The organism is Sphingobium trunci (genome assembly GCF_022664535.1).
GTDB lineage: Bacteria > Pseudomonadota > Alphaproteobacteria > Sphingomonadales > Sphingomonadaceae > Sphingobium.
The window spans coordinates 16492-43349 of the sequence record NZ_JAKUJY010000008.1 but is presented as its reverse complement, the minus strand read 5'-3'; the positions used below and the strand labels follow the sequence as shown (position 1 = coordinate 43349).

The 26858-nt window shown below is 65.5% G+C and carries 27 protein-coding genes; 18 read left to right on the top strand and 9 right to left on the bottom strand.

Annotated features, from left to right (window positions below):
- The first annotated feature begins 66 nt into the window (after nt 1-66).
- The 4 genes from rplO to MJ601_RS09225 all read left to right on the top strand — a co-directional run bounded on the left by rplO (nt 67) and on the right by MJ601_RS09225 (nt 3495).
- Entirely contained in the window at nt 67-591 is a 525-nt protein-coding gene (gene rplO, locus MJ601_RS09240; RefSeq protein ID WP_242125620.1) for a 50S ribosomal protein L15, read from the top strand.
- Nucleotides 592-838: 247 nt separating this feature from the next.
- The gene (gene secY, locus MJ601_RS09235) at nt 839-2203 is read left to right on the top strand and encodes a preprotein translocase subunit SecY (protein WP_242125618.1); all 1365 of its coding nucleotides are present in this window, start codon (nt 839-841) and stop codon (nt 2201-2203) included.
- Between the two features lie 52 nt (nt 2204-2255).
- Nucleotides 2256-2912: an adenylate kinase gene (locus MJ601_RS09230; protein WP_242125616.1), complete on the top strand. Its 657-nt coding sequence runs from the start codon at nt 2256-2258 to the stop codon at nt 2910-2912.
- Between the two features lie 34 nt (nt 2913-2946).
- On the top strand, nt 2947-3495 hold the full coding sequence (locus MJ601_RS09225; RefSeq protein ID WP_242125614.1) for an SRPBCC family protein: 549 nt from the start codon (nt 2947-2949) through the stop codon (nt 3493-3495).
- Nucleotides 3496-3573: 78 nt separating this feature from the next.
- Here MJ601_RS09225 and MJ601_RS09220 read toward each other — a convergent pair whose 3' ends face one another.
- Nucleotides 3574-4194, bottom strand: coding sequence for a DJ-1/PfpI family protein (locus MJ601_RS09220; RefSeq protein ID WP_242125612.1), 621 nt, complete (start codon nt 4192-4194; stop codon nt 3574-3576).
- Between the two features lie 247 nt (nt 4195-4441).
- Here MJ601_RS09220 and MJ601_RS09215 point away from each other — a divergent pair, with 247 nt between their 5' ends.
- The gene (locus MJ601_RS09215; protein ID WP_242125610.1) at nt 4442-5485 is read left to right on the top strand and encodes an acyltransferase family protein; all 1044 of its coding nucleotides are present in this window, start codon (nt 4442-4444) and stop codon (nt 5483-5485) included.
- 51 nt (nt 5486-5536) lie between these two features.
- On the opposite strand, the gene MJ601_RS09210 is transcribed toward MJ601_RS09215, so the two are convergent.
- Nucleotides 5537-6307 carry a CsgG/HfaB family protein gene (locus MJ601_RS09210; RefSeq protein ID WP_242125608.1) on the bottom strand — a complete coding sequence of 257 codons (771 nt, stop codon included), beginning with the start codon at nt 6305-6307 and terminating at the stop codon, nt 5537-5539.
- 255 nt (nt 6308-6562) lie between these two features.
- Here MJ601_RS09210 and lepA point away from each other — a divergent pair, with 255 nt between their 5' ends.
- The 3 genes from lepA (at nt 6563) to MJ601_RS09195 (ending at nt 9680) form a co-directional block, all read left to right on the top strand.
- On the top strand, nt 6563-8368 hold the full coding sequence (gene lepA / locus MJ601_RS09205; protein ID WP_242125606.1) for a translation elongation factor 4: 1806 nt from the start codon (nt 6563-6565) through the stop codon (nt 8366-8368).
- Between the two features lie 69 nt (nt 8369-8437).
- Entirely contained in the window at nt 8438-8824 is a 387-nt protein-coding gene (locus MJ601_RS09200; protein ID WP_242125604.1) for a PH domain-containing protein, read from the top strand.
- A gap of 172 nt (nt 8825-8996) precedes the next feature.
- On the top strand, nt 8997-9680 hold the full coding sequence (locus MJ601_RS09195; RefSeq protein WP_242125858.1) for a hypothetical protein: 684 nt from the start codon (nt 8997-8999) through the stop codon (nt 9678-9680).
- Between the two features lie 8 nt (nt 9681-9688).
- On the opposite strand, the gene MJ601_RS09190 is transcribed toward MJ601_RS09195, so the two are convergent.
- From MJ601_RS09190 to rnd, 3 genes are all read right to left on the bottom strand, one after another.
- Nucleotides 9689-10075 (bottom strand): DUF1801 domain-containing protein, encoded by a 387-nt coding sequence (locus MJ601_RS09190; RefSeq protein WP_242125602.1) that lies wholly within the window; start codon nt 10073-10075, stop codon nt 9689-9691.
- A gap of 253 nt (nt 10076-10328) precedes the next feature.
- Entirely contained in the window at nt 10329-10625 is a 297-nt protein-coding gene (locus tag MJ601_RS09185; protein WP_242125600.1) for an I78 family peptidase inhibitor, read from the bottom strand.
- Between the two features lie 11 nt (nt 10626-10636).
- Nucleotides 10637-11803: a ribonuclease D gene (rnd, locus tag MJ601_RS09180; RefSeq protein ID WP_242125598.1), complete on the bottom strand. Its 1167-nt coding sequence runs from the start codon at nt 11801-11803 to the stop codon at nt 10637-10639.
- A 127-nt stretch (nt 11804-11930) separates the two neighbouring features.
- On the opposite strand from rnd, the gene aspS reads away from it, so the two are divergent.
- The 3 genes from aspS to MJ601_RS09165 all read left to right on the top strand — a co-directional run bounded on the left by aspS (nt 11931) and on the right by MJ601_RS09165 (nt 15979).
- Nucleotides 11931-13715, top strand: coding sequence for an aspartate--tRNA ligase (aspS, locus tag MJ601_RS09175; RefSeq protein WP_242125596.1), 1785 nt, complete (start codon nt 11931-11933; stop codon nt 13713-13715).
- Between the two features lie 93 nt (nt 13716-13808).
- The gene (locus tag MJ601_RS09170; protein ID WP_242125594.1) at nt 13809-15200 is read left to right on the top strand and encodes an APC family permease; all 1392 of its coding nucleotides are present in this window, start codon (nt 13809-13811) and stop codon (nt 15198-15200) included.
- Entirely contained in the window at nt 15197-15979 is a 783-nt protein-coding gene (locus MJ601_RS09165; RefSeq protein ID WP_242125592.1) for a polyphosphate kinase 2 family protein, read from the top strand. The genes MJ601_RS09170 and MJ601_RS09165 overlap by 4 nt, the downstream gene beginning before the upstream one ends.
- Before the next feature lie 58 nt (nt 15980-16037).
- Here MJ601_RS09165 and MJ601_RS09160 read toward each other — a convergent pair whose 3' ends face one another.
- On the bottom strand, nt 16038-16193 hold the full coding sequence (locus MJ601_RS09160; RefSeq protein ID WP_242125590.1) for a hypothetical protein: 156 nt from the start codon (nt 16191-16193) through the stop codon (nt 16038-16040).
- A gap of 83 nt (nt 16194-16276) precedes the next feature.
- Between MJ601_RS09160 and MJ601_RS09155 the strand changes: the two genes are divergently transcribed.
- A complete protein-coding gene (locus MJ601_RS09155; protein WP_242125589.1) occupies nt 16277-17395 on the top strand; it encodes a methyl-accepting chemotaxis protein in 1119 nt (372 codons plus the stop codon).
- Between the two features lie 69 nt (nt 17396-17464).
- The gene (locus MJ601_RS09150; protein ID WP_242125588.1) at nt 17465-17650 is read left to right on the top strand and encodes a hypothetical protein; all 186 of its coding nucleotides are present in this window, start codon (nt 17465-17467) and stop codon (nt 17648-17650) included.
- A 110-nt stretch (nt 17651-17760) separates the two neighbouring features.
- Here the strand turns inward: MJ601_RS09150 and bla are convergent, their stop codons facing one another.
- The gene (gene bla, locus MJ601_RS09145) at nt 17761-18633 is read right to left on the bottom strand and encodes a subclass B3 metallo-beta-lactamase (protein WP_242125586.1); all 873 of its coding nucleotides are present in this window, start codon (nt 18631-18633) and stop codon (nt 17761-17763) included.
- A gap of 103 nt (nt 18634-18736) precedes the next feature.
- Here bla and MJ601_RS09140 point away from each other — a divergent pair, with 103 nt between their 5' ends.
- Nucleotides 18737-19615 (top strand): LysR family transcriptional regulator, encoded by an 879-nt coding sequence (locus MJ601_RS09140; RefSeq protein WP_242125584.1) that lies wholly within the window; start codon nt 18737-18739, stop codon nt 19613-19615.
- Here the strand turns inward: MJ601_RS09140 and greB are convergent.
- Both greB and MJ601_RS09130 read right to left on the bottom strand, forming a co-directional pair.
- On the bottom strand, nt 19596-20084 hold the full coding sequence (gene greB / locus MJ601_RS09135) for a transcription elongation factor GreB (protein WP_242125582.1): 489 nt from the start codon (nt 20082-20084) through the stop codon (nt 19596-19598). The genes MJ601_RS09140 and greB overlap by 20 nt on opposite strands.
- Before the next feature lie 12 nt (nt 20085-20096).
- The gene (locus MJ601_RS09130; protein WP_491572899.1) at nt 20097-22133 is read right to left on the bottom strand and encodes a lytic transglycosylase domain-containing protein; all 2037 of its coding nucleotides are present in this window, start codon (nt 22131-22133) and stop codon (nt 20097-20099) included.
- A gap of 157 nt (nt 22134-22290) precedes the next feature.
- Between MJ601_RS09130 and dapA the strand changes: the two genes are divergently transcribed.
- The 4 genes from dapA (at nt 22291) to MJ601_RS09110 (ending at nt 26842) form a co-directional block, all read left to right on the top strand.
- Nucleotides 22291-23169, top strand: a complete 879-nt coding sequence (gene dapA / locus MJ601_RS09125) for a 4-hydroxy-tetrahydrodipicolinate synthase (RefSeq protein WP_242125577.1) — start codon at nt 22291-22293, stop codon at nt 23167-23169.
- A 90-nt stretch (nt 23170-23259) separates the two neighbouring features.
- Nucleotides 23260-23742 carry an SsrA-binding protein SmpB gene (gene smpB, locus MJ601_RS09120; protein WP_242125575.1) on the top strand — a complete coding sequence of 161 codons (483 nt, stop codon included), beginning with the start codon at nt 23260-23262 and terminating at the stop codon, nt 23740-23742.
- Nucleotides 23742-24350: a DUF2062 domain-containing protein gene (locus tag MJ601_RS09115; protein WP_242125573.1), complete on the top strand. Its 609-nt coding sequence runs from the start codon at nt 23742-23744 to the stop codon at nt 24348-24350. Before smpB ends, MJ601_RS09115 begins: the two co-directional genes overlap by 1 nt.
- 155 nt (nt 24351-24505) lie before the next feature.
- Nucleotides 24506-26842 carry a response regulator gene (locus MJ601_RS09110; RefSeq protein WP_245405733.1) on the top strand — a complete coding sequence of 779 codons (2337 nt, stop codon included), beginning with the start codon at nt 24506-24508 and terminating at the stop codon, nt 26840-26842.
- Nucleotides 26843-26858 lie beyond the last annotated feature (16 nt).

Sequence of the window (26858 nt, the reverse complement as noted above, 5' to 3'; positions counted from 1 at the left end):
GCTGGGGCTACGGCCCGATCCCGAAGGATCGGGCCTTCGCGCGAACATAGCGAAAGCGAGTGCACAATGACCAAGCTTAACGAACTCAATGACAATGCCGGTGCCCGCAAGGGCCGGATGCGCGTCGGCCGTGGTATCGGCTCGGGCAAGGGCAAGACCGCCGGTCGCGGCCAGAAGGGTGCGAAGGCGCGTTCGGGCGTCAGCATCAACGGCTTCGAGGGTGGCCAGATGCCGCTCCACATGCGTCTGCCGAAGCGCGGCTTCAACAACATCTTCGCCAAGGATTACGCGATCGTGAACTTGGGCGCGGTGCAGAAGGCGATCGACGCTGGCAAGCTGGACGCCAACGCCACCATCGACCATGCGGCGCTGAAGGCGGCGGCCCTGGCCCGTGGCGGCAAGGACGGCGTGCGTCTGCTGGCCAAGGGCGAACTGACCGCCAAGCTCAGCTTCCTGGTCGCCGGTGCGTCGAAGGGCGCGGTCGAGGCGGTCGAGAAGGCTGGCGGCAAGGTCGAAACGATCGTCGTCGTCCCGGCCGCCGAGAAGGCCGCTGCCAAGAAGGGCAGCGCCAAGGCCGCCAAGAAGGGCTGATTCAAGCCGCTATCGGGGTTTGGCGCATTTTTCGGCACGCCGGGGTAATCCGGCACGGAAATGCGCCGAGGCTTGCAAGCATGGCCCCGCTGCCCGATATGGGCTGCGGGGCCATCTGTCTTGGGGCGGTTTTTGTCGCATCGGCGGCAATATCCGGTTCGACAGCGCCCCATCGCCCCGCTAAGGGGTTAGCGATTCCGCTCCGGGGCATGGGGACTCCGGCAAGATGTTTTGAAGGGCAGCCACGATGGCATCGAGAGCCGACCAGCTCGCATCCAATCTCAGCCTGGCGAAGTTCAGCCAGGCGACCGACCTCAAGAAGCGCCTGTGGTTCACGCTGGGCGCGCTGATCGTCTTCCGCTTTTTGAGCTTCGTGCCGCTGCCGGGCGTCGATCCGACCGCCCTGTCGCAGCTCTACAAGCAGACCAACGGCGGTGTCCTCGACATCTTCAACACCTTTTCGGGCGGTTCGCTTTCGCGCATGAGCCTGATCGCGCTTGGCGTGATGCCCTATATCACGGCCTCGATCGTGGTGCAGCTTGCCGCAAGCCTTTCGCCGCAGCTCGCGGCGATCAAGAAGGAAGGCGAGAGCGGGCGCAAGAAGCTCAATCAATATACGCGCTACGGCACGGTCGGTCTGACCGCGGTGCAGGGCTATTTCATCGCCGTCGGGCTTGAAAGCTTCGGTGCCCAGTCGGGCGTGCAGGCGGTGGTCGATCCGGGCTTCCTGTTCCGCATCGCGGCCGTGATCTCGCTGATCGGCGGCACCATGTTCCTGATGTGGCTGGGCGAGCAGATCACCTCGCGCGGGATCGGCAACGGCACCTCGCTGATCATCATGGCAGGCATCGTCGCGCAGCTGCCGGTGACGCTGAGCAACCTGTTCAAGTCGAGCAGCACCGGCGCGATTTCGGGCCTGGTCATCTTCCTCGTGATCGTGCTCGGCTTTGGTCTGATCGCCTTCATCTGCTTCATGGAGCGGGCGCAGCGCCGGGTGCTGATCCAATATCCCAAGCGCCAGACGCGCCAGGGGCTGATGCAGGCGGATCGCAGCCATCTGCCGCTCAAGGTCAATACCGCAGGCGTCATCCCGCCGATCTTCGCCAGCTCGCTGCTGCTGATGCCGCTCACCATCTCGCAGTTCGCGGGCAGGACCGTGGCGGGCGAGAGCAAGCTGGGCGATTTCGTGCTGACGCTGAACCAGTATCTGTCGCATGGCAGCCCGGTCTATATGGCGCTCTACGGGCTTGGCATCGTCTTCTTCTGCTTCTTCTACACCGCCGTGGTGTTCAATCCGGAAGAGACGGCCGACAATCTCAAGCGCAATGGCGGGTTCATTCCGGGCATCCGTCCGGGCAAGAACACCGAAAATTATCTCGACTATGTGTTGACCCGGATCACGGTGATCGGCGCGGCCTATCTGGCCTTCATCTGCCTGGTGCCCGAATTCGTGATCGCGCGCGCAGGCATACCCTTCTACCTTGGTGGGACTAGCCTGTTGATCGTCGTCAATGTTACGGTCGATACGGTGACGCAGATCCAGAGCCACCTGCTCGCCCATCAATATGGGGATCTGATCAAGAAGGCGAAACTGAAGGGGCGCCTGCGCTGACCGGGCGCAGGACGCGAAAAAGCGCGAAGAAGAACAGGGGAGAATGCGCGACATGAATATCATTCTGCTCGGCCCTCCGGGCGCCGGCAAGGGAACCCAGGCGACGCGTCTGGTCGACAGCCGGGGCATGGTGCAGCTGTCGACGGGCGACATGCTCCGCGCGGCGGTGAAGGCCGGGACGCCCATCGGCCTCAAGGCGAAGGCCGTGATGGAAGCGGGCGAACTGGTGTCGGACGAGATCGTGTCGGGCATTATCGGCGAGGCGCTGGATGCGCTGGCGCCGGAGACCGGCGTGATCTTCGACGGCTATCCGCGCACCGAGGCGCAGGCCCATTCGCTCGACACCATCCTGTCGGATCGCGGCCGTGCGCTGGATCATGTGATCGAACTGGAAGTGGACGAGGATGCGCTGGTCGAGCGCATCACCGGGCGCTTCACCTGCGCCAACTGCGGCGAGGGCTATCATGACAGGTTCAAGACGCCCAAGGTCGAGGGCACCTGCGACAAATGCGGCAGCCACGAGTTCAAGCGCCGCCCGGACGACAATGAGGAAACCGTGCGGACCCGCATGGCCGAATATCGGGCCAAGACCGCGCCGATCCTGCCCATCTACGAAGCGCGGGGCATCGTGTCGCGCGTCGACGGCATGGCGGACATGGACGATGTGACGGTCGCGATCGCCGCCATCTTGGACGGCAAGGCCGCCTGAGTTACGCTGCCCCTCCTGCAAGGAAGGAGCAGTCATGCGCAAGATCATAGCTTTGGGATGGGCTGGTGCGGCGATGGTCGCGCCGGCCCATGGCGCTGTTACGGCCAGCAGCGATATCGGCTTTGCGGTGGAGAACAGCGTGGATGTCGCGGCGGACGCCGGGACCGTCTATCGCCTGCTGGGCCAGCCCGGCCGCTGGTGGAGCAAGGAGCATAGTTTCAGCGGCAATGCCGCCAATCTCAGCCTGAAGCCGGTCGCGGGCGGCTGCTTTTGCGAAACCGTGCCCGGGCAGGGCGGGCAGGCGGGGAGCGTCGAACATGCGCGGGTCGTCTATGCCGCGCCCGACCGGCAATTGCGACTGTCAGGCGCTCTGGGACCGTTGCAGGCCGAAGCGGTGACGGGGACGCTGAATTTCGACATCGTTCCGGCCGGGAAAGGCGTCCGGATCGTGATGAGCTATGTCGTGGGCGGCTATGTTCGCATGGGTACGGCAAAGATCGCGCCGGTCGTGGATCGGGTTCTGGCGGAGCAGCTTGCCGGGCTGAAGCGGGCGGCGGAGGCAGCTGCCGGTTCCCGCCATTAGAGCATCGTGCGCCGAGGTGGGAACCGGTTTTGCGCTTAAAAGGATGCGAAAACAAATGCCGCCTGCTTGGAAAATGCTCTAAGCGGCAGCGGCTTGCCCTTGGCGGACGAACGGCTCAATCACCGAGACTGCCCGCCGGACATAGAGTTCCTTCTCACCTACGGGTGCGACATAGTGCATCGCCTCTTCGGCATCGCTCATTGAAGCGCCACGTGCAATCATCCACGCGGCGAGATATTGGGAAGCCAGGCACCCACCCGCCGTCGCGATATTGCCGCTCGCCGTGAAGGGGGCATCAATCACATCGACGCCTGCCTCGATGACCCATGGCTTTGTGGTCAGATCGGTGCAGGCCGGTAGAGCGCCAATCAGGCCCAATTTCGCCAGGATCAGTGTCCCGGAACATTGAGCACCAATGAGCTGGCGTGAAGGATCCAGATTGATGCGGGACAGGAGGTCGGTGTCAGCCGCTATCTCACGAGTCCTGATGCCGCTGCCGATCAAAACCGCATCTGCATCGCTGATAAACGCTAACGGTTTCTGCCGCTGAACGGTTACGCCGTTCATTGACGTCACCTGCTCGGTCGGAGCGGTGATATGTGCGGCCCAGCCATGGGCTTTCATCCGGTTGAGTATCGCCGAGGCAATGAACGAATCCAGTTCGTTGAAGCCATCAAATGTCAGAACCGCGACTTGCATGACATCCCCTCGGGTAGCCACGCCGATATAGCGCAAACGGCGCCGCGACGCATCACCGTGCCGGATGCCAGTTGGTCCAGAGAGGACTGGCCCTTTCCCCGAGGCCATCGCCGGACGGGATTTTTCCCCGGTTGGGTGCCAGCCAGCGTGAATAGTGGAACAGGAAGAAACCTCCATGCGCCGGTCATGTCCATGGTTAACCACGATATTAACTGATTGATTGCTGTCTGGTTGCTATGGCGTAGCAATGGCAGAGACTCGCCCTTCCTCCGGCCGCTTGACGGAACTGGATGCCTTGCGCGGGCTGGGGGCGCTGTGCGTGCTCGTCTTTCATTATTCGACCCGCTTCCATGAGCTGTTCCCGCAGGCGGCCCATGTGCCCTTCAGCTTTCTGGGCGGCAATTACCGGGTGCTGCTGTTCTTCGCCATTTCCGGCTTCGCGATCTTCTTCACGCTGGACCGGATCGCGACGGTCGCCGACTTCGTGGTCAACCGCGTCGCCCGGCTCTATCCCGCCTATCTGGTGGCGATGACGCTGACGCTGGCGATCGAGTTTCTGGCGCGCGCGAGCCAGTTGCTGATCGGGCCGGGAGCGATCCTGGCCAATGTGACGATGCTCCAGGGCTTCGCCTTCCTGCCTGCGGCCGACGGCGCCTATTGGACGCTGACGGTCGAGATCGCCTTCTATTTCTGCATGGTGGCGATCTGGAAATGGGCAGGGCTGAAACGGCTGGAGCCGGTGCTGGTGGCGTGGCTGGCGCTGCGCTGGCTCTATGCGCTGTGGCCCGGCATGCCGGAGCGGATCGTGATGCTGGCGGTGCTGCGCTATGTGCCCTTCTTCATCATCGGCATGCTCGCCTATCGCATCTGGTCGGGGCAGCGGAGCTGGCGGCAGCAGGCGCCCTATACCGCGCTGGCGCTGCTGTCGGTCGCGACCGTCGACAGTTGGGACATCACCCTGGCCGGCGTCCTCCTGCTGGCGCTGTTCGGCGCGCTGATCGGCGGGCGGCTGACTTTTCTGCGGCTGCGGCCGCTCGTCTGGCTGGGCGGGATCAGCTACAGCTTCTACCTGATCCACCAGCATGTCGGCTTCGTCGTGATGCTGAAAATGGCGGAGGCGGGCTATAGTCCTTGGGCCGGTTTCGCCGCCGCTTTCCTGGCCGCGCTGTCGCTCGGCACGCTCATCAACCGGGCGGTCGAGCGCCCGGCCGCAGAGGCGATATTGGGCTGGTGGCGGCGGCGCCGTTTGGCTGCTTCGGCGCCTGCCGGGGCCGCGCCCAGCCGGACATGAAAAAGGGCGCCGCCGGTCGATCCGGCAGCGCCCCTTCCTGATCCATACCGTTTACTGGGCGCGGGGCGCCGCTGCCGCCGCATTGGCGGGCAGGCCGCCAAGCTGCGTCACCAGCTTGGTATAGGCGTCGAGATAGGCCAGCACGATCACCTGGCCGATTTCGGTATTCTGGTAGCCGCCGCCGCCAGCCGCCGCGAAGCCGCCCCACCAGCCGGCGCCGCCGCCGCCGCCGAAGCTCAGGTCCGACTTGCGGGCATAGCCCTCGGTCAGCGCCTCTTCCTCCGTGGTGCGGGCGTTGACGATGGAAAGGGTGACGTTCGCCTCGCTCTTCTTGATCGAGATGCCCCCGGCGAGCGCGCCGAAGGTGCGGCCGCCGAGCATGCCGCCGAGCATGCCGCCCAGCGCGTTGCCGCCCGAATTCTTGTTGGAGGAGACGATATCGGGCTGGAGGAAATAATCCGCCGCCTTCACCTGGCCCTTGCCCAGGTTCGATCCCGCCTGAAGCTCGCCGGAATCGGCCATGGCGCGTTCCATGTTGCGGCTGGCCATGGCGCGGCCGCGATTGACGAGGCCGAAGCAGCCGGACTGCTGGACGAACACCTTGAGGATCGCCTCGGGGCTGCCCAGGTTCAGCTCGCGCCACCACTGATTGTCGGGTTCGACGATCGCGACGGTGCCGAGGCGCCGGGTGCAATGAGGAATTTCGGCGGTTTTCTTGGCCTGTTCCTGCCGGGCGGACGAACCCTTTTCGGCGGCCATCGCCGGAGAGGCCGCGACAGCCAGTCCGGCTGCGGCGGTGATGAACTTCGTGAACACGCGCATGTCATGCACCCCTGAAAGTTGCTGATGTCGTTTTGATTTTTGGCGCCCCGATTGTCGTTCCAAGCTCTAGCACAACCGTGTGGCGGTTCAAGCAATGCGAATGGTTATCGCCGGGATAGTCTGTTTGGAAAAGCGCGGATGAGCGCATTTCGGGACGGCACCGGCGCTGGTGCGGCCAGGCGCCGAAAGGCGCATTTCCAAACAGACTTTAAGCGCTGCTGACAGGCCCCTCAATCGCTGCTATCGGCGCGGGCCATGACCGACCTTTCGCATATCCGCAATTTCTCGATCATCGCCCATATCGACCATGGCAAGTCGACGCTGGCCGACCGTCTGATCCAGCGCACCGGGGGCCTCACCGACCGCGAGATGAGCGCGCAGGTTCTCGACAATATGGATATCGAGAAGGAGCGTGGCATCACAATCAAGGCGCAGACCGTGCGCCTCGACTATGTCGCGAAGAATGGCGAGAAATACGAACTCAATCTCATGGACACGCCGGGCCATGTCGACTTCGCCTATGAGGTGAGCCGGTCGCTGGCGGCGTGCGAGGGCGCGCTGCTGGTGGTGGACGCGGCGCAGGGCGTGGAAGCGCAGACGCTGGCGAACGTCTACCAGTCGATCGAGCATGACCATGAGATCGTGCCGGTCATCAACAAGATCGACCTGCCCGCCGCCGAACCGGAAAAGGTGAAGGCCGAGATCGAGGAGGTGATCGGGCTCGACGCATCGGAAGCGGTGCTGGCCAGCGCCAAGTCGGGGCTGGGCATCGACGATATATTGGAAGCCATCGTCGCCAAGATCCCCGCGCCCAAGGGCGACCGCGCCGCGCCGCTCGAAGCCATGCTGGTCGACAGCTGGTACGACCCCTATCTGGGCGTCGTCATCCTGGTCCGCGTCGTCAACGGCGTCATCAGGAAGGGCCAGCAGATCAAGTTCATGATCGGGGAGACCGAGCATCTGATCGACCGCGTCGGCTGTTTCCGGCCGAAGATCGAGCAACTGGCCGAACTGGGACCGGGCGAGATCGGCTTCATCACCGCGCAGATCAAGGATATCAGCCAGACCCGCGTCGGCGACACCATCACCACCGTCAAGAACCCGGCCGCCGCGCCGCTGCCCGGCTTCAAGGAAGTGCAGCCGGTGGTGTTCTGCGGCCTGTTCCCGGTCGATGCCAATGATTTCGAGAAGCTGCGCGATTCGATTTCGAAGCTGCGGCTCAACGATGCCAGCTTCTCCTTCGAGATGGAGACGTCGGCGGCGCTCGGCTTCGGCTTCCGCTGCGGCTTCCTGGGCCTGCTGCATCTGGAGATCATCCAGGAGCGGCTGACGCGGGAATATGATCTCGACCTCATCACCACCGCGCCGTCGGTGGTCTATGAGATGCACATGAAGGATGGGACGGTGCGCCACCTGCACAACCCCGCCGACATGCCCGATCCCAACCATATCGAGATGATCGAGGAACCTTGGATCGAGGCGGTGATCTACTGCCCCGACGAATATCTTGGCTCCATCCTGAAGCTCTGCCAGGACCGGCGCGGCATCCAGAAGAACCTGACCTATGTCGGCGGGCGCGCGCAGGTGACCTATGAACTGCCGCTCAACGAAGTGGTGTTCGATTTCTACGACCGGCTGAAGTCGATCAGCAGGGGCTATGCCAGCTTCGACTATCACCAGATCGGCACGCGCGAGGGTGACCTCGTCAAGATGAGCATCCTCGTCAACAACGAGCCGGTCGATGCACTGTCGATGATCGTCCATCGCAGCGCCGCCGAATCGCGCGGGCGGCACATGTGCGAGCGGCTGAAGGACCTGATCCCCCGCCACCTCTTCAAGATACCGATCCAGGCGGCGATCGGCGGCAAGGTGATCGCGCGCGAGACGATCGCGGCGATGCGCAAGGATGTGACGGCCAAATGCTATGGCGGCGACATCACCCGCAAGAAGAAGCTGCTGGAGAAGCAGAAGGAGGGCAAGAAGCGGATGCGCGAATATGGCAGCGTGCAGATTCCGCAGGAGGCCTTCATCGCGGCGCTGCGCATGGGCGATGAGAGCTGACCGCCGTCCCGGCTTGACCGGAGGGTCGCTTCCATGGTCAGTTCAGGTGGTTAGCGGCAGGGGACCGGCATGAGCGAGACATGGCTGTATGACGAGAATCCGGCGATGTTCCGCGCCCATCCCTTTCTGTTCGTCCTGCTGCTGATCTCCGTCGTCGGCATCCTGGCGATCGGGGTCTGGTGGGTGCTGCACAAGGGCGAGCGGCTGGCGCTGTCCGACCGGGAAGTGCTGATGGAGCGCGGGCTGCTCGCCAAACAGCGGACGGAAATCGCGCTGTCCAGCATCCGCAGCGTGCGGATTACCCAGACGCTGGGCCAGCGCATCTTCAATGTCGGCAATGTCGAGCTGTTCAGCGCCGGGGATGTCGCCGAAATCGCGATCAAGTCCATGCCGCGGCCGGATCGCATCCGGGCGATCGCGGCGTCGCGCAACCTGGATCTGCTGCCCCAACGATAGAAGATCGCTGCACGCCTCTTGACTTGTCCGCATTTATTTCATCGATAGTGCAACAGCGAGAAGGGGCCGTTCGACGGCCTCCAGCCAGCAGGAAGGACGCCGGAGGAACGCCGGTCCGCGAATGGCGTGGACGGGCGATTGCAAGGGGTCGTCGTGCATGGGCTTGCGTGTGATGCCGTCGCTGCCAGAACTGACCGCGCAGCAGCGGGACGAGGTCCGTCAGGCCTGCGGCTTTGCCTGCGTCCGCTGCGGCGTGACCATCTACCGCTATTTGCGGCTGCCCGAAGGCAATGGGGTGACGCTGCTTTGTCCGACCTGTCATGGGCTGGTCGAGGAAGGGCGGCTGACGCCGATGCAGGTGCAGGGCTTCCATGCCAACCCTGTCGTGCGGCAGCGCCATTTCGCGCGGGACCGCCTGCCTTTTTCGCCGGAACTGCCGACGCTGATCATGGGCGGCTCCCGGCTGTTGCGGGACACGCCGATCCCGCTGACGCTGGAGGGCGAGCCGATATTGATCTTCGCCCCGCCGCGCCGCAGCAATGGCGCGACCCGCATCAGCGTGCGGATGGGCGATGCCAAGGGCGAAGCGATGCAGATCGTCGACGGCAATGAATGGATTCCCTCCGACGGCAGCTGGCATTTCCTGCTGCGCGGCGACCGCTACAGCATGATGGCGGCGCGCGGTGACGGGCTGGCGGTGCTGCGGATCGTGGCGCGCAACCGGATCGCCGTGGAGCATCTGCGCACGACGATCAGGGGGCGTCGGCTGGAGGTGACGCCCGACTGGCTGGAAATCGACGGCAAGCGCTATGTCGGGCGGATCGGCAGCGGGACGCTGATCGGGCTGGAGGTGTGATCCGCCTTTCAGCCCTTCTTCCGGCTCTTGCCCCGGTTGAGCGCAATGGCGGCGCGGATGAGCGACCGAAAGGCGTCCGCGTCGATCGCTTCGCCTTCATGGATGTCGATGGCGCGGCGCATATTGCCCTCCAGGCTGGCGTTGAACAGGCCTGAGGGATCATCGAGCGAGGCGCCCTTGGCGAAGGTCAGCTTCACCGCCTGCTTGTAGCTTTCGCCGGTGCAGAGGATGCCGTCATGCGACCAGACCGGGACGCCGCGCCATTTCCATTCCTCGGTCACATCGGGATCGGCCTGATGGATCAGCCCGCGGATATGGGCGAGGGTCTCGCCGCGCCAGTCGCCAAGCTCCGCGATCCGTCCGTCGATCAGGGCCGAGGCATTCCTCTCTTCCATCGCATTCCCCCTCCTTGACCGGGCAATTCATGACTCAGGGCACCCAGCCTATAGAGATGGGCTAAAGGAAGGAAGTGTTTGAAATGGCGTAGCGATGGCGCCGAGAGGGGCCTAACCTCATTGCGCCACCGCTACGCCGCCCTATGGGGACCACCCGTCGGGCCGACCAGGCGCAATCGGTGGGATCGTGCCTGATGCCGGGGAGAATACGACCGGCGGGGATGGTTTATTCCATCCCCGGCCGCGATCATCTTCAGCCGCAGCGGGCGGAGGTGATCGCCATCTTCTCGTCATAGCTGACCGTCAGGCGGTCGGCGCGGAAATCCATGGTCATCGCCATGCCCGGCGCGCCCCAGCGCAGGGTGCGGGCGCCCGATGCCTTCAGCAGTTCGACGCCGAGAGCGGTGCTGGCAGTCCGGCCGGTGAAGCGGTCCAGGCCGTCATTGCGGCATGGACCTTCGGCGCTGGCGGGCGGCGTGGCCGGACCCCCGCCACCCGCCCCGGCGCAGGCGGTAAGCAGGAGAAGAAGGCTGAAGGCTGCCGTCCGCATATGAGGACTCCCTATTCGGTGCGGGTCATTTTCAGGCGGCCATTCCTGACCGCGAAGGCCATGCGGCCCTCGACCAGATCAACCGCGTCGCGGCCGAATTGTTCATAGCGCCAGCCTTCCAGGATCGAGAGGCCGTCACGAACCCCCGCCGCCAGCGCGTCGATATCGTCGCTGCGGGCGATCAGGCGGGCGGCGACGTTGATATCGCGGGAACGGATCTTGAGCAGCAGCTTGAGCAGGTCCGCCACCAGCGCGCCGTCCTTGCCCAGGCCCGGCCGCTTGGGATCGCGCTCGGGCATCTCGTCCTTGCCGAGCGGCCGGTGGTTGGCGAGCGCCAGCATCAGGCGGGCGCCGATATCATTGGTCTTCCAGGTGGCGGAAAGGCCGCGCACCTTGCCAAGATCCTCCTGGGAGCGCGGCGGATGGCTGGCGATGTCGGCCAGCGTCTCATCCTTGACGATGCGGCCGCGGGGCAGGTTCTTGTCCTGCGCCTCGATCTCGCGCCAGGCGGCCAGCGCCTTCAGCCGGCCCAGCACATCGGCCTTGCGGCTGGCGATGCGGACGCGCTGCCAGGCTTCCTCCGGCTTGTTCTCATAATTGGAGGGGTCGCTGATCCGCTCCATTTCCTGGTCCAGCCAGTCGCCCCGGCCGGTGCGGCGCAATTCCTCCAGCATCTTGGGGAAGATCTGGATGAGATAGGTGACGTCGCCGATCGCATAGTCGATCTGCCGCTTGTCGAGCGGGCGCCGCGCCCAGTCGGTGAAGCGGGCGCCCTTGTCGAGCTGGACCCCCAGCCAGGCGTCGACCAGATTGCCGTAGCCGATCTGCTCGCCCAGCCCCAGCGCCATCGCCGCGATCTGCGTGTCGAACAGCGGATGCGGCGTCTTGCCGGTCAGATTGTAGATGATCTCCAGGTCCTGCCCGCCTGCGTGGAAGACCTTCAGCACATCCTCATTGTCGACCATCAGGTCGAGCAGGGGTGTCAGGTCCAGCCCCGGCGCCTTGGGGTCGATGGCGGCGGCTTCATGCTCGTCCGCGACCTGCACCAGGCAGAGGTCGGGCCAGTAGCTGTTTTCACGCATGAACTCGGTATCGACCGCGATATAGGGCGATTGGGCGATCCGGGCACAGAATTGGGCAAGAGTCTTGCTGTCGGTAATCAGCGGATGGATTTGCATATGGTCTTCGATCTTATTATGGGCTGGCCCGTCGCTCACGGGCTCGTCAATGCTTGACAAGACTGCCCATAGCGGCGCTGCAACAATTTGTCATTTCCGTAAAACGAAGCTGAAAGAATAGATCGCCATGCATGCCTATCGCACCCACACCTGCGGCGCCCTTACGACGGCGGAGGTCGGCCATGAGGTGCGCGTGTCCGGCTGGGTCCATCGCAAGCGCGACCATGGCGATCTGGTCTTCATCGACCTGCGCGACCATTATGGCATGGTGCAGATCGTCACCGAGGTCGACGGGCCGGTCTTCAAGGTGATCGAATCGCTGCGCGCGGAAAGCGTCGTGACGGTGACGGGCAAGGTCGTGGCCCGCGCCAGGGAGGCCGTGAACCCGAACCTGCCGACCGGCGAGATCGAGATTCGCGCGCTGGACGCGGTGCTGCTGTCCGCCGCCGCCGACCTGCCGCTTCCCGTGGCGGGCGAGCAGGAATATCCCGAAGACATCCGCCTGCGTTACCGCTTCCTCGACCTGCGGCGCGAGACGCTGCACGCGAACATCGTCAAGCGGACGCAGATCATCCGCGACATGCGCCGCCGGATGGAGGATGCGGGCTTCACCGAATATTCGACGCCGATCCTGACCGCCTCCTCGCCCGAGGGCGCCCGCGACTTCCTGGTGCCGAGCCGCATCCATGCGGGCAAATTCTACGCCCTGCCCCAGGCGCCGCAGCAATATAAGCAGCTGCTGATGGTGGCGGGCTTCGACCGCTATTTCCAGATCGCGCCCTGCTTCCGCGACGAAGACCCGCGCGCCGACCGCCTGCCGGGCGAATTCTACCAGCTTGACCTGGAAATGAGCTTCGTCACCCAGGAAGACGTCTGGAACACGATGGAGCCGGTGATCGCCCAGGTGTTCGAGGCGTTCGCCGAGGGCAGGCATGTGACCCCGGCGGGCAGCTTCCCGCGCATCCCCCATGCCGAGGCGATGCTGAAATATGGGTCGGACAAGCCCGACCTGCGCAACCCGATCGTCATCACCGACGTCACCGAACATTTCGTGGGGTCGGGCTTCGGCATCTTCGCCTCGCTGGTGGAGAGCGGCAGCGTGATCCGCGCGATCCCGGCGCCGGGCGCCGGCGCGGGTAGCCGGAAGTTCTTCGACGACATGAACAACTGGGCGCGGGCCGAGGGCTATTCCGGCCTTGGCTATATCAACATCAAGGATGGCGTGCCCGGCGGTCCCATCGCCAAGAATCATGGCGAGGAGCGGACGGCGAAGCTGGTCGAGGCGCTGGGCCTTGGCCCCAATGACGGCGTGTTCTTCGCGGCGGGCAAGGAATCGCAGGCCGCCAAGCTGGCGGGTCTGGCGCGCATCCGCGTGGGCGAGCAGCTGGACCTGATCGACAAGGGCCGGTTCGAACTGTGCTGGATCGTCGATTTCCCCTTCTACGAATATGACGAGGACGAGAAGAAGATCGACTTCGCGCACAACCCCTTCTCCATGCCGCAGGGCGGGATGGAAGCGCTGGACAGTCAGGATCCGCTGACCCTCAAGGCCTATCAATATGACATGGTCTGCAACGGTTATGAGATTGCTTCGGGCTCGATCCGCAACCAGTCGCCCGAACTGATGGTCAAGGCATTCGAGAAGGTCGGCCTCAGCCAGCAGGATGTGGAGGAGCGTTTCGGCGGCCTCTACCGCGCCTTCCAATATGGCGCCCCGCCGCATGGCGGCATGGCCGCGGGCGTGGACCGGATCGTGATGCTGCTGTGCGGGGCGCAGAATCTGCGCGAGATCACGCTGTTCCCGATGAACCAGCGGGCCGAGGATCTGTTGATGGGCGCGCCGGCCCCGGCCGAGTTAAAGCAGCTGCGCGAACTGCACATCCGCGTGGTGGAGCCGCAGGCAAAGGCGTAAGCATCAGCGTCCCTTCCCAATCCTCCCCGCGCTGCGCGCGGGGAGGATTTTTTACGTCCGCTCTTGGTGTAAGGAGCGGCGAGGGGGACGCGCATGTTTGATGAACAGATGTTGCCGGAAAAGCCGCCCGCCCTGGCGCGCAGCCTGGGCGTGGCCGGGGTGCTGTTCCTCACCCTGTCCGCGACTACCCCGGCATCGTCGGTCTTCGTCATCATCCCCGGCATGCTGCAGGCGGCGGGGACCGGCGCGATCTGGGCGATGATCCTCGCCAGCCTGATCTGCGTCGCGACTGCCTTCATCTATGCCGAACTCTCCTCCGCCTGGCCGGTTGCCGGCGGGGAATATGTCGCGGTGGCGCAGACCCTGGGGCCGATGGCGGGGTTCGTCATGCTGGGCGTCAATGTCTTCAACAATGTGCTGTTCCCGCCGGTCGCGGCGCTCGGCATCGCTTCGGTCATGGCGCGGGTGGTGCCGGGGTTGCCCGCCGTGCCGGTCGCCGTCGCGGTGATGATAGGGTCGACGCTGGTGGCGATCCTCAATATCCGGGTGAATGCGGTCATCACCGGACTGTTCCTGCTGGTCGAACTGCTGGCGGTGGTCGTGGTGATGGCGCTGGGCTTTGCCGATCATGCGCGGCCCGCGCTCGATTTCCTTATCCATCCGGTCGTGCTGGTGGGTGCAGGGGCGGGGGAAGGCTTTGCCCCGGCCGGCGCCGCCTCCATCGGGGTCGCCACCACCATCGCGATCTTCGCGCTCAACGGCTATGGCATGGCCGTCTATTTCGGCGAGGAAATGCATGAGGCGCCCCGGCGCATTGCCCGCACCATCCTGGCTTCGCTGGGATTGGCGTTGTTGTTCGAAGGCGTGCCCCTGCTCGCGCTGCTGCTGGCGAAGATCGACCTTGCGACCCTGCTGACCGCCGATGATCCCTTCGGCCTGCTGGTCCGGCAAAGGGGCGGCGCGGCATTATCGGCGCTCGTTTCGGCAGGCATCGTGCTGGCCATCATCAATGCGATCATCGCCTGCGTGCTGGCCTGCGCGCGCTTCTTCTATTCGACCGGGCGGGACCGTGCCTGGATTCCGCGCATCGACGACTGGCTGGTGGCGATCCACCCGCGCTTCGATTCGCCATGGATCGGGACGATCATCGTCGGCGGTTTGGGAACGCTCGCCTGTTTCCTGCCGATGCGGTTGCTGCTGGTGTTGAACGGCACCGGGCTGGTGGCGATCTATGGCGGTATTGCGCTCGCGGCTGTGGCCGGGCGGCGCGGCGGGGCGAGCGCTCATGCGCCCTACAAGATGCCACTCTATCCCATCGCGCCGATCGTGACCCTGCTGGCGCTTGGCTATGTCAGCTGGACAAGCTGGCTCGATGTGGAGGAGGGGCGCCCCGGCCTGATTGCAACCGCCGCGCAGATTGCGGGTTCCATCCTTTGGTATAAGCTCGTGCTGTGCCGCCGGGGCCAGTGGAAGGTGCAGACATGACCATCGACCTTGCCGATTATGAGAAGGGCGCCAAGCTCAAGGGCGACTATGAGGAGAAGCTGGCCGAACTCCAGCAGCGGCTCGCCAAGATCCAGGTGGCGCACATCATCCACGACCGGCGCAGCGTCATCATGCTGGAGGGCTGGGACGCGGCGGGCAAGGGCGGCATCATCAAGCGCATGACGGCCGAATGGGACCCGCGCTACTATCAGGTCCACCCCATATCAGCGCCCACCGAGGCGGAGCGCGACCATCATTTCCTCTGGCGCTTCTGGACGCGGCTGCCCGCCGGGCGCAACATCTCCATCTTCGACCGGAGCTGGTATGGCCGGGTGCTGGTGGAGCGGGTCGAGGGCTTCTGCTCCAAGGCTGAGTGGAAACGCGCCTATGAGGAGATCAACGCCTTCGAAAGGCAGCAGGTCGATGCCGGGACCAATATCGTCAAGCTGTTCGTCCACATCACGCAGGAGACGCAGGACGAGCAACTCGCCCAGCGGCTCGACACGCCGTGGAAGCGATGGAAGACGGGCGCGGACGATTATCGCAACCGGGCGAAACGGGCGGATTATCTCGACGCCATGCATGCCATGTTCGCCAGGACCGACACCCGCTATGCGCCCTGGCGGGTGATCGACAATAATCATCGCAAGGCAGGGCGGATCGCGGCCTTGACTGCCGTTGCCAAGCGGCTGGAAAAGCTGGTGCCGATGGATTTCCCGGAAGCCGACCCAGAGGTGGTGAAGCTGGCGGCCAAGGCCTACGGCTATCGGGTTCCTTGAAAAAATAACTGAAAACAACGACTTGTAACAAAATTGTCATCAAAATCTAACGGCTCGTTTACCACTGCGGGCTTATCCGGGCGCCATGTACGCGCCCCAGATGCTCGACCGATCCATCGCCCATCCGGCTCCGCAGCATGGCGCCGGCCTGCCCTTCGTCGCGGCCGGGCCGACGATCCCGCTGGGCCGGCCCCTGTCCGAGGCCGTCGACCATTTTTCCAGGCCGACCCGGCGCTGCGCCTCCTGCCCGTTCTGGATGCACAGGGGCGCCCCGCGGGTGCCATTTATGAGCGCGACATGCGGCGCATATTGTTCAACCCCTTCGGCCATGCGCTGCTGCGCAACCCCATTTTCGGTGGGCGGCTGGATGACCATGTCCGGCCCTGCGCCCGGGTCGAGCGCAGCGCCAGCGTCGAAGCGCTGATCGATCTCTACGCCGCGCAGGGGCAGGGCTGCGAAGGGTTGATCGTGGTCGATGCGGGCCGTTATGCGGGGGTGGTCGGCGGGCAGCTGTTGCTGAAGCTGGCGGCCGAGCGCGATGCGCTGGTCGCGATCGCGCGGGTCGAACGGCTGGAGCGCGTGACGTGGGAGAGCCAGACCTTCAGGAGCGATGTCGAGGCGTTGATCGCCGATCTGGTGGGCATGGCGGACATGATCTCGCGCTTTGCGGCCGAAGCGGCGGAGCGGGCGGCGCATAATGGCCAAGCGTCGGCGGGGATGGCGGTGGCCGCGGCGCAGACCGCCGGGAACATGGCGGGCATTGCCGCATCCGGCCGCGAACTGGGCCTGTTGTTCCAGTCGATGGAGGAGGAAGTGCGCGAGGCGGGTGCCGCCATCCGATCCGCGGTGGAGCAGACCCGGCAGGGTTCGGTCCAGACCCAGGCCCTGCGCGTCCAGGCGGACGGCATCGGTGAAGTCACGGCACTGATCGATACGATCGCGCGGGCGACGACCACGCTGGCGCTCAATGCCGCGATCGAGGCGGCGCGGGCGGGAGAGGCCGGGCAGGGCTTTGCCGTGGTCGCGCGGGAGGTGAAGTCGCTCGCCGGGGAGACCCGTGACGCGGCGGCGGAGATTTCCCGCCGCATCGATCATGTCCGGCAGACCGTCAGCCATGTCGCACAGGGCCATGCGCATATGGATGCCGCGATCGCGACGGCGAACCGGCTGTCGGCTTCCGTGTTCGAGGCGGTGGCGCGTCACGGCGCCTTCAGCCGGGCGATTGCCGGGAGCGTCGCCGAGGCGGGCCAATCCAGCGAACATATCCGCGTCAGCGCCGCGCAGATCAGCGACGATGCCGGTGCCGTCGTCGAGGGAGCGACGGCGATGCGCAAGGCCGCGAGCCGCCTGGCGGAAGGGGCGCACCGGCTCGACGCGCGGGCCAGCGACTTCATCCGCGCGATTCAGGCGGCCTGATCCGCTGCCAGATGTTCCATCTGACCGGAAATCCCTCTAAGCTCGCCTTCCAATAAGAAGGAGAGATGCATGCTCGTCATGTTCGTGGGCGCCGACCGGACCGAAACCGCCGTCAATGCCGCGCAGGTCACCTTCGTTTCCTCCGTCAACGACGGCACCCGCATCCGCTTTGGCGAAGGCCGCAGCGTGACCGTGACCGAACCGATCGCGGAGGTGATGCGGATGCTCAACGAGGCGCTGCGTCCGCATGACTAGAGCATCGCGCGCAAAGGCGGGCGAGCTGGAGGCACGGGACTCCTTTGCTCGGGTTTTGCGCCTGAAGCGATGCGAAAACACAGGTCTGGAGCGCGCGACTTGCGTCCGGTTTAACGCAGCGCGTTCCAGGGCCTGGCGCTCGCTTCCTTCCTGAGCCTTGCATCGAGCCGGGCCTGCGCGCTGTCGGCATAGCTGCGGCAGTTCGCGCCCTTGCCCTGATCGGGATGGGCGGTGATGAGCATGTCGCAGGGCAGCGCCCGCATGATCGCGAAGCTCTTGCGAAGGGCGGCGACCTGCGAACGGTGGGCCGGGTCGGAGAAGCGATAGCCGTCGCCCGAAACGGCGTTGAGGCTCGAGGCGAAAACCATGTCGCGGCAGTCGCGTCCCTCGCAGGATCGCCAGCGCCAGCTCATGCTGCCCATGGTGTGGCCCGGTGTGGCGACGGGGGTGATGGTGACGCCGCCCAGCCTGACGGCTTCGCCGGAGCGGGCGATGCGCAGCTTCGTGACGGCGGGAATGCGGACGAAGATCGATGCCTGCGGGTCGTTCGCATCCTTGCCGGCCTTGCGCAGCACCTGCGCGGCATAGGCGCTGGCGACGACGGGCGCGCCGCTGTCGCGGGCCAGCGCGGCAAGGCCCCCGGCATGGTCATAATGGGGTTCGGTGGACAGGATCAGCTTCACGTCGCGGATCGAAAAGCCAAGCGCGCGGATATTCGCCTCTATGTCGCGGACGGCCTGGGGCAATGCGCCGTCGATCAGGATCAGGCCCGCATCGGTACGGATCAGCGCGACGCTGAGACCGCCGAAGCCGACGCTGTAGCTGTTGCCGAAGATGCGGTGCGGCCTTTCCGGGTCGAGCCACTGCCGGGCATAATCGGGTTCGATCGGGCGAAGCAGCGGATCGTTGGCGCCATGGGCCGCCCCCGACGGAGACAATAGGGCCGCAGCCAGGCTAATGGAAAGGCACAGGGCGCGCCGCATGATGATCCTCCTTCATTCCGCTTTGTCCAAGACTGGCGGTGGAACGCGGGAGAGGCAAAGCATCTATTCTCGACAGAGCCATCAGTTGAACTAATATCCGGATATGGATCGTGCCCAGCTTCCCCTCAACGCCCTGCGCGCCTTCGAGGCGTCCGCGCGGCACCTGAGTTTCACCCGCGCGGCGATCGAACTGTGCGTCAGCCAGGGCGCGGTCAGCCAGCAGGTCGCCGCGCTGGAGGCGCGCATCGGGGCGTCGCTGTTCCGGCGCCTGCCGCGCGGACTGGCGTTGACCGACGAAGGACTGGCGCTGATGCCGGTGCTGGGCGACAGCTTCGACCGGATCGGAGCGGTGCTGGAGCGCTGTCTTGGCGGCCGGGCGCGCGAAGTGCTGACGGTGGCGGTGGTCGGCACCTTCGCGGGCGGTTGGCTGTTGCGGCGGGCGGCGGATTTCGGGCGCGCCTTTCCGCATGTGGACCTGCGGATCATGACCAACAACAACCGGGTCGATCTGGCGGGGGAGGGGGTGGATCTGGCGATCCGCTTCGGCCACGGCGCCTGGCATGGGACCCATGCCGAACCCATCATGCGCGCGCCATTGACGCCTCTTTGCACGCCGGAGGTGGCGGCGCGCCTGTCCGGTCCCGCCGCGCTGGCCGGGGAGGTGCTGCTGCGTTCCTATCGCGCCGATGAATGGCCGCGCTGGTTCGCGGCGGCGGGTATGGCCTGTCCCGCCCTGCGCGGCCCGGTGTTCGACAGCTCGGTCCTGATGGTGGGGGCGGCGCTGGCGGGCCATGGCGTCGCGCTGGCCCCGGCGGCGATGTTCGAGGCGGAATTGCGGACGGAGCGGCTGGTCCAGCCCTTCGACATCGCGGTCGACCTGGGCAGCTATTGGCTGACGCGGCTCATGTCGCGGGCGGACAGCCCGGCCATGGCGGATTTTCGCGGCTGGCTGCGGGATCAGTTTACGCCCCAGGATAGCTGATCGCCATCACCTCATATTCCTTCTCGCCCGCGGGCAGCATCACGCGGCGCAGGTCGCCGACCGCCGCGCCGCGCAGGGCGCGGGCGATGGGGGTGCTCCAGCCGATGCGGCCGACGCTGGCCTCCGTCTCGTCATTGCCGACCAGCGTGACCGTGCGGTGATTGTCATCCTCGTCCGCGATGGTGACGGTGGCGCCGAAATAGACCCTGCTCTTGTCGGGCTGCTGGCGCGGGTCGACGATTTTCGCGTCCTTCATCTTGCGCGACAGGCGCTTCAACTGCCCGTCAATCTCGCGCATCCGCTTGCGGCCATAGAGATAGTCGCCATTCTCGCTGCGGTCGCCATTGCCCGCCGCCCAGCTCACCACTTCGACGATCTTCGGGCGCTCGACGCCGAGCAGCTGGTCATATTCGGCGCGCAGCTTCGCGAAGCCTTCCGGGGTGATGTAGTTGGGATGGGCGGTGATCATGCCCCGCCCCTATCAGCCCGGCGTCTGCTTGCCGAGATATTTGGACAGCGGCGTCGTGGTTCCCCGGAAGCGGGCGCGTTCGGGGTTCATCGCTTCATAGACCACCGCATTTTCCAGCACGCGCTGCACATAGTTGCGCGTCTCGAACAAGGGGATCTGCTCGATCCAGCGCAGCATGTCGGCGCCCGGCAGGCGGGGGTCGCCATTGGTGCTGATCCAGCGGTTCACATTGCCCGGCCCGGCATTATAGGCCGCCACGGCCAACGGGTAGCTGCCGCCATAATAATCGAGCATCCGCTGGAAATAGGCCGATCCCAGCATGATGTTGTAGCTGGGATCGTTGAGCGAGCCTGCGTCATAGCTCATGCCCAGCTTCGTCGCCTGTTCGCGCGCGGTGCCGGGCATCAGCTGCATCAGTCCGCGCGCGCCCGCATGGCTGACGATCTGCCGGTCGAACTGGCTTTCCTGCCGGGCGATGGCGTGCACCATGGTCCAGTTATATTGCGCTTCGGACGGCACCGGCACGCGAGGGAAGGCGCTGGCGCCATAGCCGGTCAGGCCGCTCGACACTGCGCGGCGGCCGACCATCACGCCCATGTCGGGGCGGCCGATGCTCTGCGCCAGTTCGACGGCCAGATAATGGTCGGCGTCGCTGTCGGCATTGTTGGCGATGGCGCGGGCGAATTTGCTCTGATCCTCCCAATAGCCCATCTGGCCCAGCGCCTTCACCGCGCGGACGACTGATCGGTTGGCGAAGGCGCTGCGCTCCGCGGCGGAGATTTCCACCGGGCGCTCGACGGCGGCGGGGGCGGGAATCGGGCGGCCCAGCCGTTCGAGCGCGAGCTGGCCGTAAAATTGATCCGGGAAGACGGCGGCGCGGCTGAAATAGCTGTTCGCGCTGGCGGTATCGCCGGCCTGGAGCGCGGCGCGGCCTGCCCAGTAGAAGCCCTTGGACTGGGTCTGCGGCGACTTGGCGGCGGTGGCGTAGCGGCGGAACATCTCCACCGCGTCCAGCGGCTTGTTCAGATTGTAGAAGGCCGTCGATCCCGCCAGCCAGGCGAGGCTGGTATAATCGTCGCGTTCGCCGATCGGGCGGCTGTTGACGTCGGTGCCGGCGGGATAGGCGTCGTCCAGCTTGCTGGCGATGCCATAGGCGAAGCTCCACTGGCTGTCGTTCGATGCGGCGCGGGCCTGCGCGAGCAGCGTTTCATACCATTTTTCCGCGTCGCCCGGACGGAAGGTGAGCGCGGGGCGATTGGCGAGATATTGCCGTCCCGCGATCCAGTTGCCGGTGTTGAGCAGCCAGTTCGCCTTGTCCGCGACAAAGCCCGCATCGCTGGCGCCCAGCGCTTCGGCGAGCTGCATCTTCATCGCGGCGTCGGGCGCCTTCTGCCGGAAGGCGATGCGCGCGTCATAGATCGGACGGCGGGCGGGCGAGACATAGGCCAGCATCCGCTGCGCCCCGCCGATATCGCCCTTCCACAACAGGGCGTCGGCGCGCAGGTCGTGCTCCGCCGAGGTCCATTGCGAACCGAAGAGGGAGAGCAGCCGCGCCTCGTCATCGGGCGACAGCGTGCCGCCGATCCATGCATTGCGCGCCGCCACCCGCGCCTCGCCCATGCGTCCCTGCTGCATCAGCGCCATCGCATAGCGCGCATTGCCCGTCGCGGTGCGCGGCGGGAAGCGGGTGAAGAAGGCGATGACCTGTGCCGGATCGTAGCTGTTGGGATTGATGCCGGTTTCCGCCAGCCGCCGCATCCGGTCCTCGCCCGGCCAGCCGGGGTTGGCCATGATGAAGCTCATATAGGTGGAGGAGCCGAGGCCGTCGCTCTGCTGCAGGGCGCGCCACTGGCTGATCGTGCCGGAGATGCCGGGATCGCTCGCCACGCCGATTCGGCTTTGCGCCTGCTGCCAGGGGCTGGGCTCGGTCGAGCGGGGAATCGGCTGCACCACGGCGCCCGGCGGATAGGCGGAAGCGGGCGGCGGGGCAGCCGTCTCCGTCTGGGCGCTGGCACCGGCGGTGAAAAGCAAAAGCGCAATCAAAGGCATACGGACCGTTACTGATTCAGGACTACGAGGCAACACCCTACTGGACATTATCGCAATTGCATCCTTATCAGGCCCTGAATGACGCGCTATAGCGCGCCGTTCGCGTGTTACACGTTATAATGCCCCGGAATCCCGGTGAATTGAAGGAGTTTATGCGATGTTTTCCGGGTCGATTCCGGCGCTGATCACGCCCTTCCGCGATGGAGCGGTGGATGAGGCGGCGTTTCGCGCGTTCGTGGATTGGCAGATCGCGGAAGGCAGCAGCGCGCTCGTTCCCTGCGGCACCACCGGCGAAAGTGCGACCATGACGGTGGAGGAGCATAATCGCGTCATCGCCGTCTGCGTCGACCAGGCGGCGGGCCGGGTGCCGGTGATCGCCGGGTGCGGCTCCAACGACACGCGAATCGCGCTGGAGCATATGTTCGCGGCGCAGGCGGCGGGCGCGGACGCGGCGCTGGTGGTCGCGCCCTATTACAACAAGCCCAATCAGGATGGCGTCTATCAGCATTTCGCCTATCTGGCCGAACGCTGCGACCTGCCCATTCTGCTTTACAATGTGCCCAGCCGCACCATCACCGATATCGGCGTGCCGGTGATCCACCGCCTGTCGGAAGAATATCAGACCATCGTCGGCATCAAGGACGCCACCGGGAATCTGGGGCGGGTCAGCGCACAGCGCCTCGCCACGCGGCCCGACTTCTGCCAGCTTTCGGGCAATGACGAGACGGCGCTGGGATTCAACGCGATGGGGGGGAAGGGCTGCATTTCGGTCACGGCCAATGTCGCGCCGCGCCTTTGCGCCGATTTCCAGAAGGCGATCGCGTCCGGCGATTGGGGGGGGGCGCTGGCGCTCCAGGATCGTCTCTATCCATTGCATGACGCCCTGTTCAGCGATTCTTCACCCGGCCCGGTCAAATATGCCCTCACGCGCGTCCGGCCCGACATGCCCGGCGACGTCCGCCTGCCGATCACCTGGCCGTCGGAATCCAGCCGCGCTGCCGTCGACCGGGCATTGGAGATTGCGGGGCTGGTGTAAGAGCACGCCATCCCCATATCGGGCGCAGTCCAGTTGATCATGAGCGTTTCCCGGCTGCGCTCGAAACGAACGGAAGTTTGACATTATTCCATGGCCCGTCCCCGTCCCGAACTGTTCGACAAGAAGAAGATCGTCGCCGAAAACCGGCGCGCGCGCTTCGAATATTTCCTGGAGGATGTGTTCGAGGCGGGCATCGCCCTGCAAGGCACGGAGGTCAAATCGCTGCGCTTCGGCGAAGGCAATATCGCGGAAAGCTATGCCGAGGTGAAGGGCGAGCAGGTGTGGCTGGTCAACAGCAACATCCCCGAATTCAGCCATGGCAACCGTTTCAACCATGAGCCCAAGCGTCCCCGCAAGCTGTTGCTGCATGAGCGGGAGATCGCCCGCATGCACGGCGCGGTGGAGCGCAAGGGAATGACGCTGGTGCCGCTGTCGATCTATTTCAACAGCCGGGGCAAGGCGAAGGTCGAACTGGCGCTGGCGAGGGGCAAGAAGACCCATGACAAGCGCGATACGATCAAGGAACGCGACTGGAAGCGGGATCAGCAGCGCATCATGAAGGCGCATCGCTGATGAAGCCGGATGCGGGAATGGGCAGGATCGCCCGCTGGTGGCACGCCAATGCCCCGACCCGCGAGTCCCTGGAACAGAACCGCTTCCTGGCCCCGGTCGCGCATCGCGTGCTGGAACCCTCGCTCTGGCGCTTCACCCGGCGGTCGGTGCCGCGGGGCGTGGCGCTGGGGCTGCTGGTCGGCATCTTCCTGCTGATCCCGGGCGTGCAGATTGCGGGCGCGGCGCTGCTGGCGCTGCCCTTCCGCGCCAATATCCCGATCGCCGCGGCGATGACCTTCCTGTCCAATCCGGCGACGACGCCGCTCTTCCTGATGGCGTCGGTGTGGGTCGGCAACTGGCTGCTGGGGCGGACGGCCGATGCCTCCGGTTTCATGGCGCTGGTGGATAAACAGGCGTCGATCCGCGACTGGTGCGCCTGGCTTTTTTCCGAGGCGGCGCCCGCCATGCTGCTGGGACTGGCGCTGATCTCGCTGGCCTTCGCGGTGGTCGGCTATGTCCTTGCCGACTGGATCTGGCGCCATCGCATGGGCCGGAAATGGCATGCGCGCAAATTGAGGATTGGCAAGGCACCCGAAAGCGGCGCATTGGAGGAAATCGCCTCTGCCTGATCGGGAGAAGCGAGCCAGGTCCATTGTGAACAAGTCCAGTGCGAATGCAGGGGGATAGCCGGCCAGTGTCCGCGCGCGCGATCAGGGATGGAGATGCTTGGGCGGCCGACCGGCCGTCGCCTCTGGCCCTGCCCCTGCTGATCGGGCTGGCGCTGATGTCGGCGGCTCTGGTGGTCTATGCCGCCGGGAACTGGGCGCTGGGCGCAGGCTTCGGCGCGGCGGTTCTGGCGGCGGCAGCGCTGATGGGCTGGTATCGCAGGCTCTATCCGCAACAGGTGGCGGTGGGCGAGGCCGTGCCCGACTGGACGGTCGCGCGGGCGGCGGCCGATGCGTCCAACATGGCGATTGCGGTGACGGACCGTGCCGGGCGGCTGGTCTGCGCCAGCGACCTGTTCGGCGAGTGGTTTCCCGGTTTTCCGACCCCGCCGCACATCACCGCGGATACCGCGCTGTCGGATGGACTGGCCGGGGCGGCGCGCGCGGCGTGGCGGGATGGCGAGGCCAGGATCGAGGGGATCGTCCAGGGCGCGCTGCGGCTGGATGTCTTCCTTTCCCGCACCGGCCGGTCGGAGGATTATCTGCTCTGGCGCTTTTCGCCGGTCCGCCAGCCGAGCGCGCTGGACGATGTCCATCGCCTGCTGACAGGGGAAGCCGGCCGGCAATTGGGCGAAGCGGGCATCATGGCGGTGATGATCGGCGGCGAGGGGCGCATCCGCGCGGCCAACGGGGCTTTCCTGCTGCGCGCCGCCGGGCGGATCGACGCGAACATCACCGGCCGCGATTTCGCCGCGCATATGCGGGTCGATGACAAGGCCCGGCTGTTCCTGGCGCGCGAGGAATCCGGGGGCATCCCGCTGCGCTTGCTGCAGGTGCCGCTCAAGCGGGCGGCCCAGCCGACCGGATCCCAGTCGGGCGCGCAGGACGGCCCGATGCTGCTGCTGCTGATCGATGAACCGGCGGGCAGCGCGGGCGGGACATCGGCGCTCTCCTATATCGAAACCCTGCTGTCGCTTTTGCCCTTCGGCCTGGCCATGGCGGATCGCGACGGGCGGGTCCTGTTCCTCAACAAGGCCTTTTCGCGCGTCGCGGGCCTCAAGCCAGAGGAGAAGCCGAGCTATCCGGGCGATCTGGTCGTGCGGGAGGATCAGGCGGCGGTGGCCGATGCCGTGCGCCGCTTTGCCGTGGGGCCGCAAATGTCGGGCGATGTAGCGGTGCGCATGCGGAGCCAGCCGGACGAGCCGATCGCGCTCAGCCTGGCGGGCGTACGCGGGCTGGGGGAGGCGGCGGTGCTGCTCAGCCTCAAGGACAATAGCGAGGAGAGCAAGCTCAAGCGGCAGGTGGCGCAGGCGACCAAGATGCAGGCCATCGGCCAGCTTGCGGGCGGCGTCGCACACGATTTCAACAATATCCTGACCGCCATCATCGGCCATTGCGACCTGATGCTGATGCGCCATACGCCCGGCGACAGCGATTATGACGATATTCAGCAGATCAAGTCGAACAGCAATCGCGCGGCGGGGCTGACGCGGCAATTGCTCGCCTTTTCGCGCCAGCAGACCTTGCGGCCGCAGGTGCTGCAACTGCCCGATATCGTCGCGGACGTCTCCAATCTGCTCAAACGCCTGCTGGGCGAAAGCGTGAAGCTGGAGGTCAGCCATGGCCGCAATCTGGGCGCGGTGCGCGCCGACCCCGGCCAGCTCGAACAGGTGATCGTCAACCTTGCCGTCAATGCCCGCGACGCCATGCCCGAAGGCGGCACGCTCAACATCCAGACCTATGGGGTGCCCGCCGCCAAGGTGCGGGAAATGCGCAGCGACATATTGCCGCCCGCCGACTATACGGCGGTGCGGGTGTCGGACACGGGCCTTGGCATCCCGCCCGACATCCTGTCCAAGATCTTCGAGCCCTTCTTCACCACCAAGGAACTGGGCAAGGGGACGGGCCTCGGCCTCTCGACCGTCTACGGCATCGTCAAACAGTCGGGCGGCTTCATCTTCGCCGAATCCGAACTGGGACGCGGGGCGAGCTTCGTCATCTATCTGCCGGTCTATCAGGGCGCCGATGCCGAACAGGCCGCCCAGCCCAAGGTGCCCGTCCGCCGTGCCGAAACCTGGGGCACCGGTACGGTGCTGCTGGTCGAGGATGAGGATATGGTGCGCGCCGTCGCGGAGCGGGCGCTCACGCGGCAGGGCTATAAGGTCCTGACCGCCAATGACGGCGAACAGGGGCTGGAAGTGCTGGGCGGCGGCGAGAAGATCGACCTGCTGATCTCCGACGTGGTGATGCCGAACATGGACGGTCCGTCCATGGTGGCGCGGGCGCGGGCTGTCCATCCCGACCTGCCGGTGCTCTTCATGTCCGGTTATGCGGAGGAACAGTTGCGCAAATCGATCGATATCGCCAATGTCGCATTCCTGCCAAAACCCTTTTCGGTCAGTCAGTTGGCGGAAGCGGCGAGGGATGCGTTGGCGACGCGCCCTGCGGCGGAATGAACTTCTTAAGCCATCG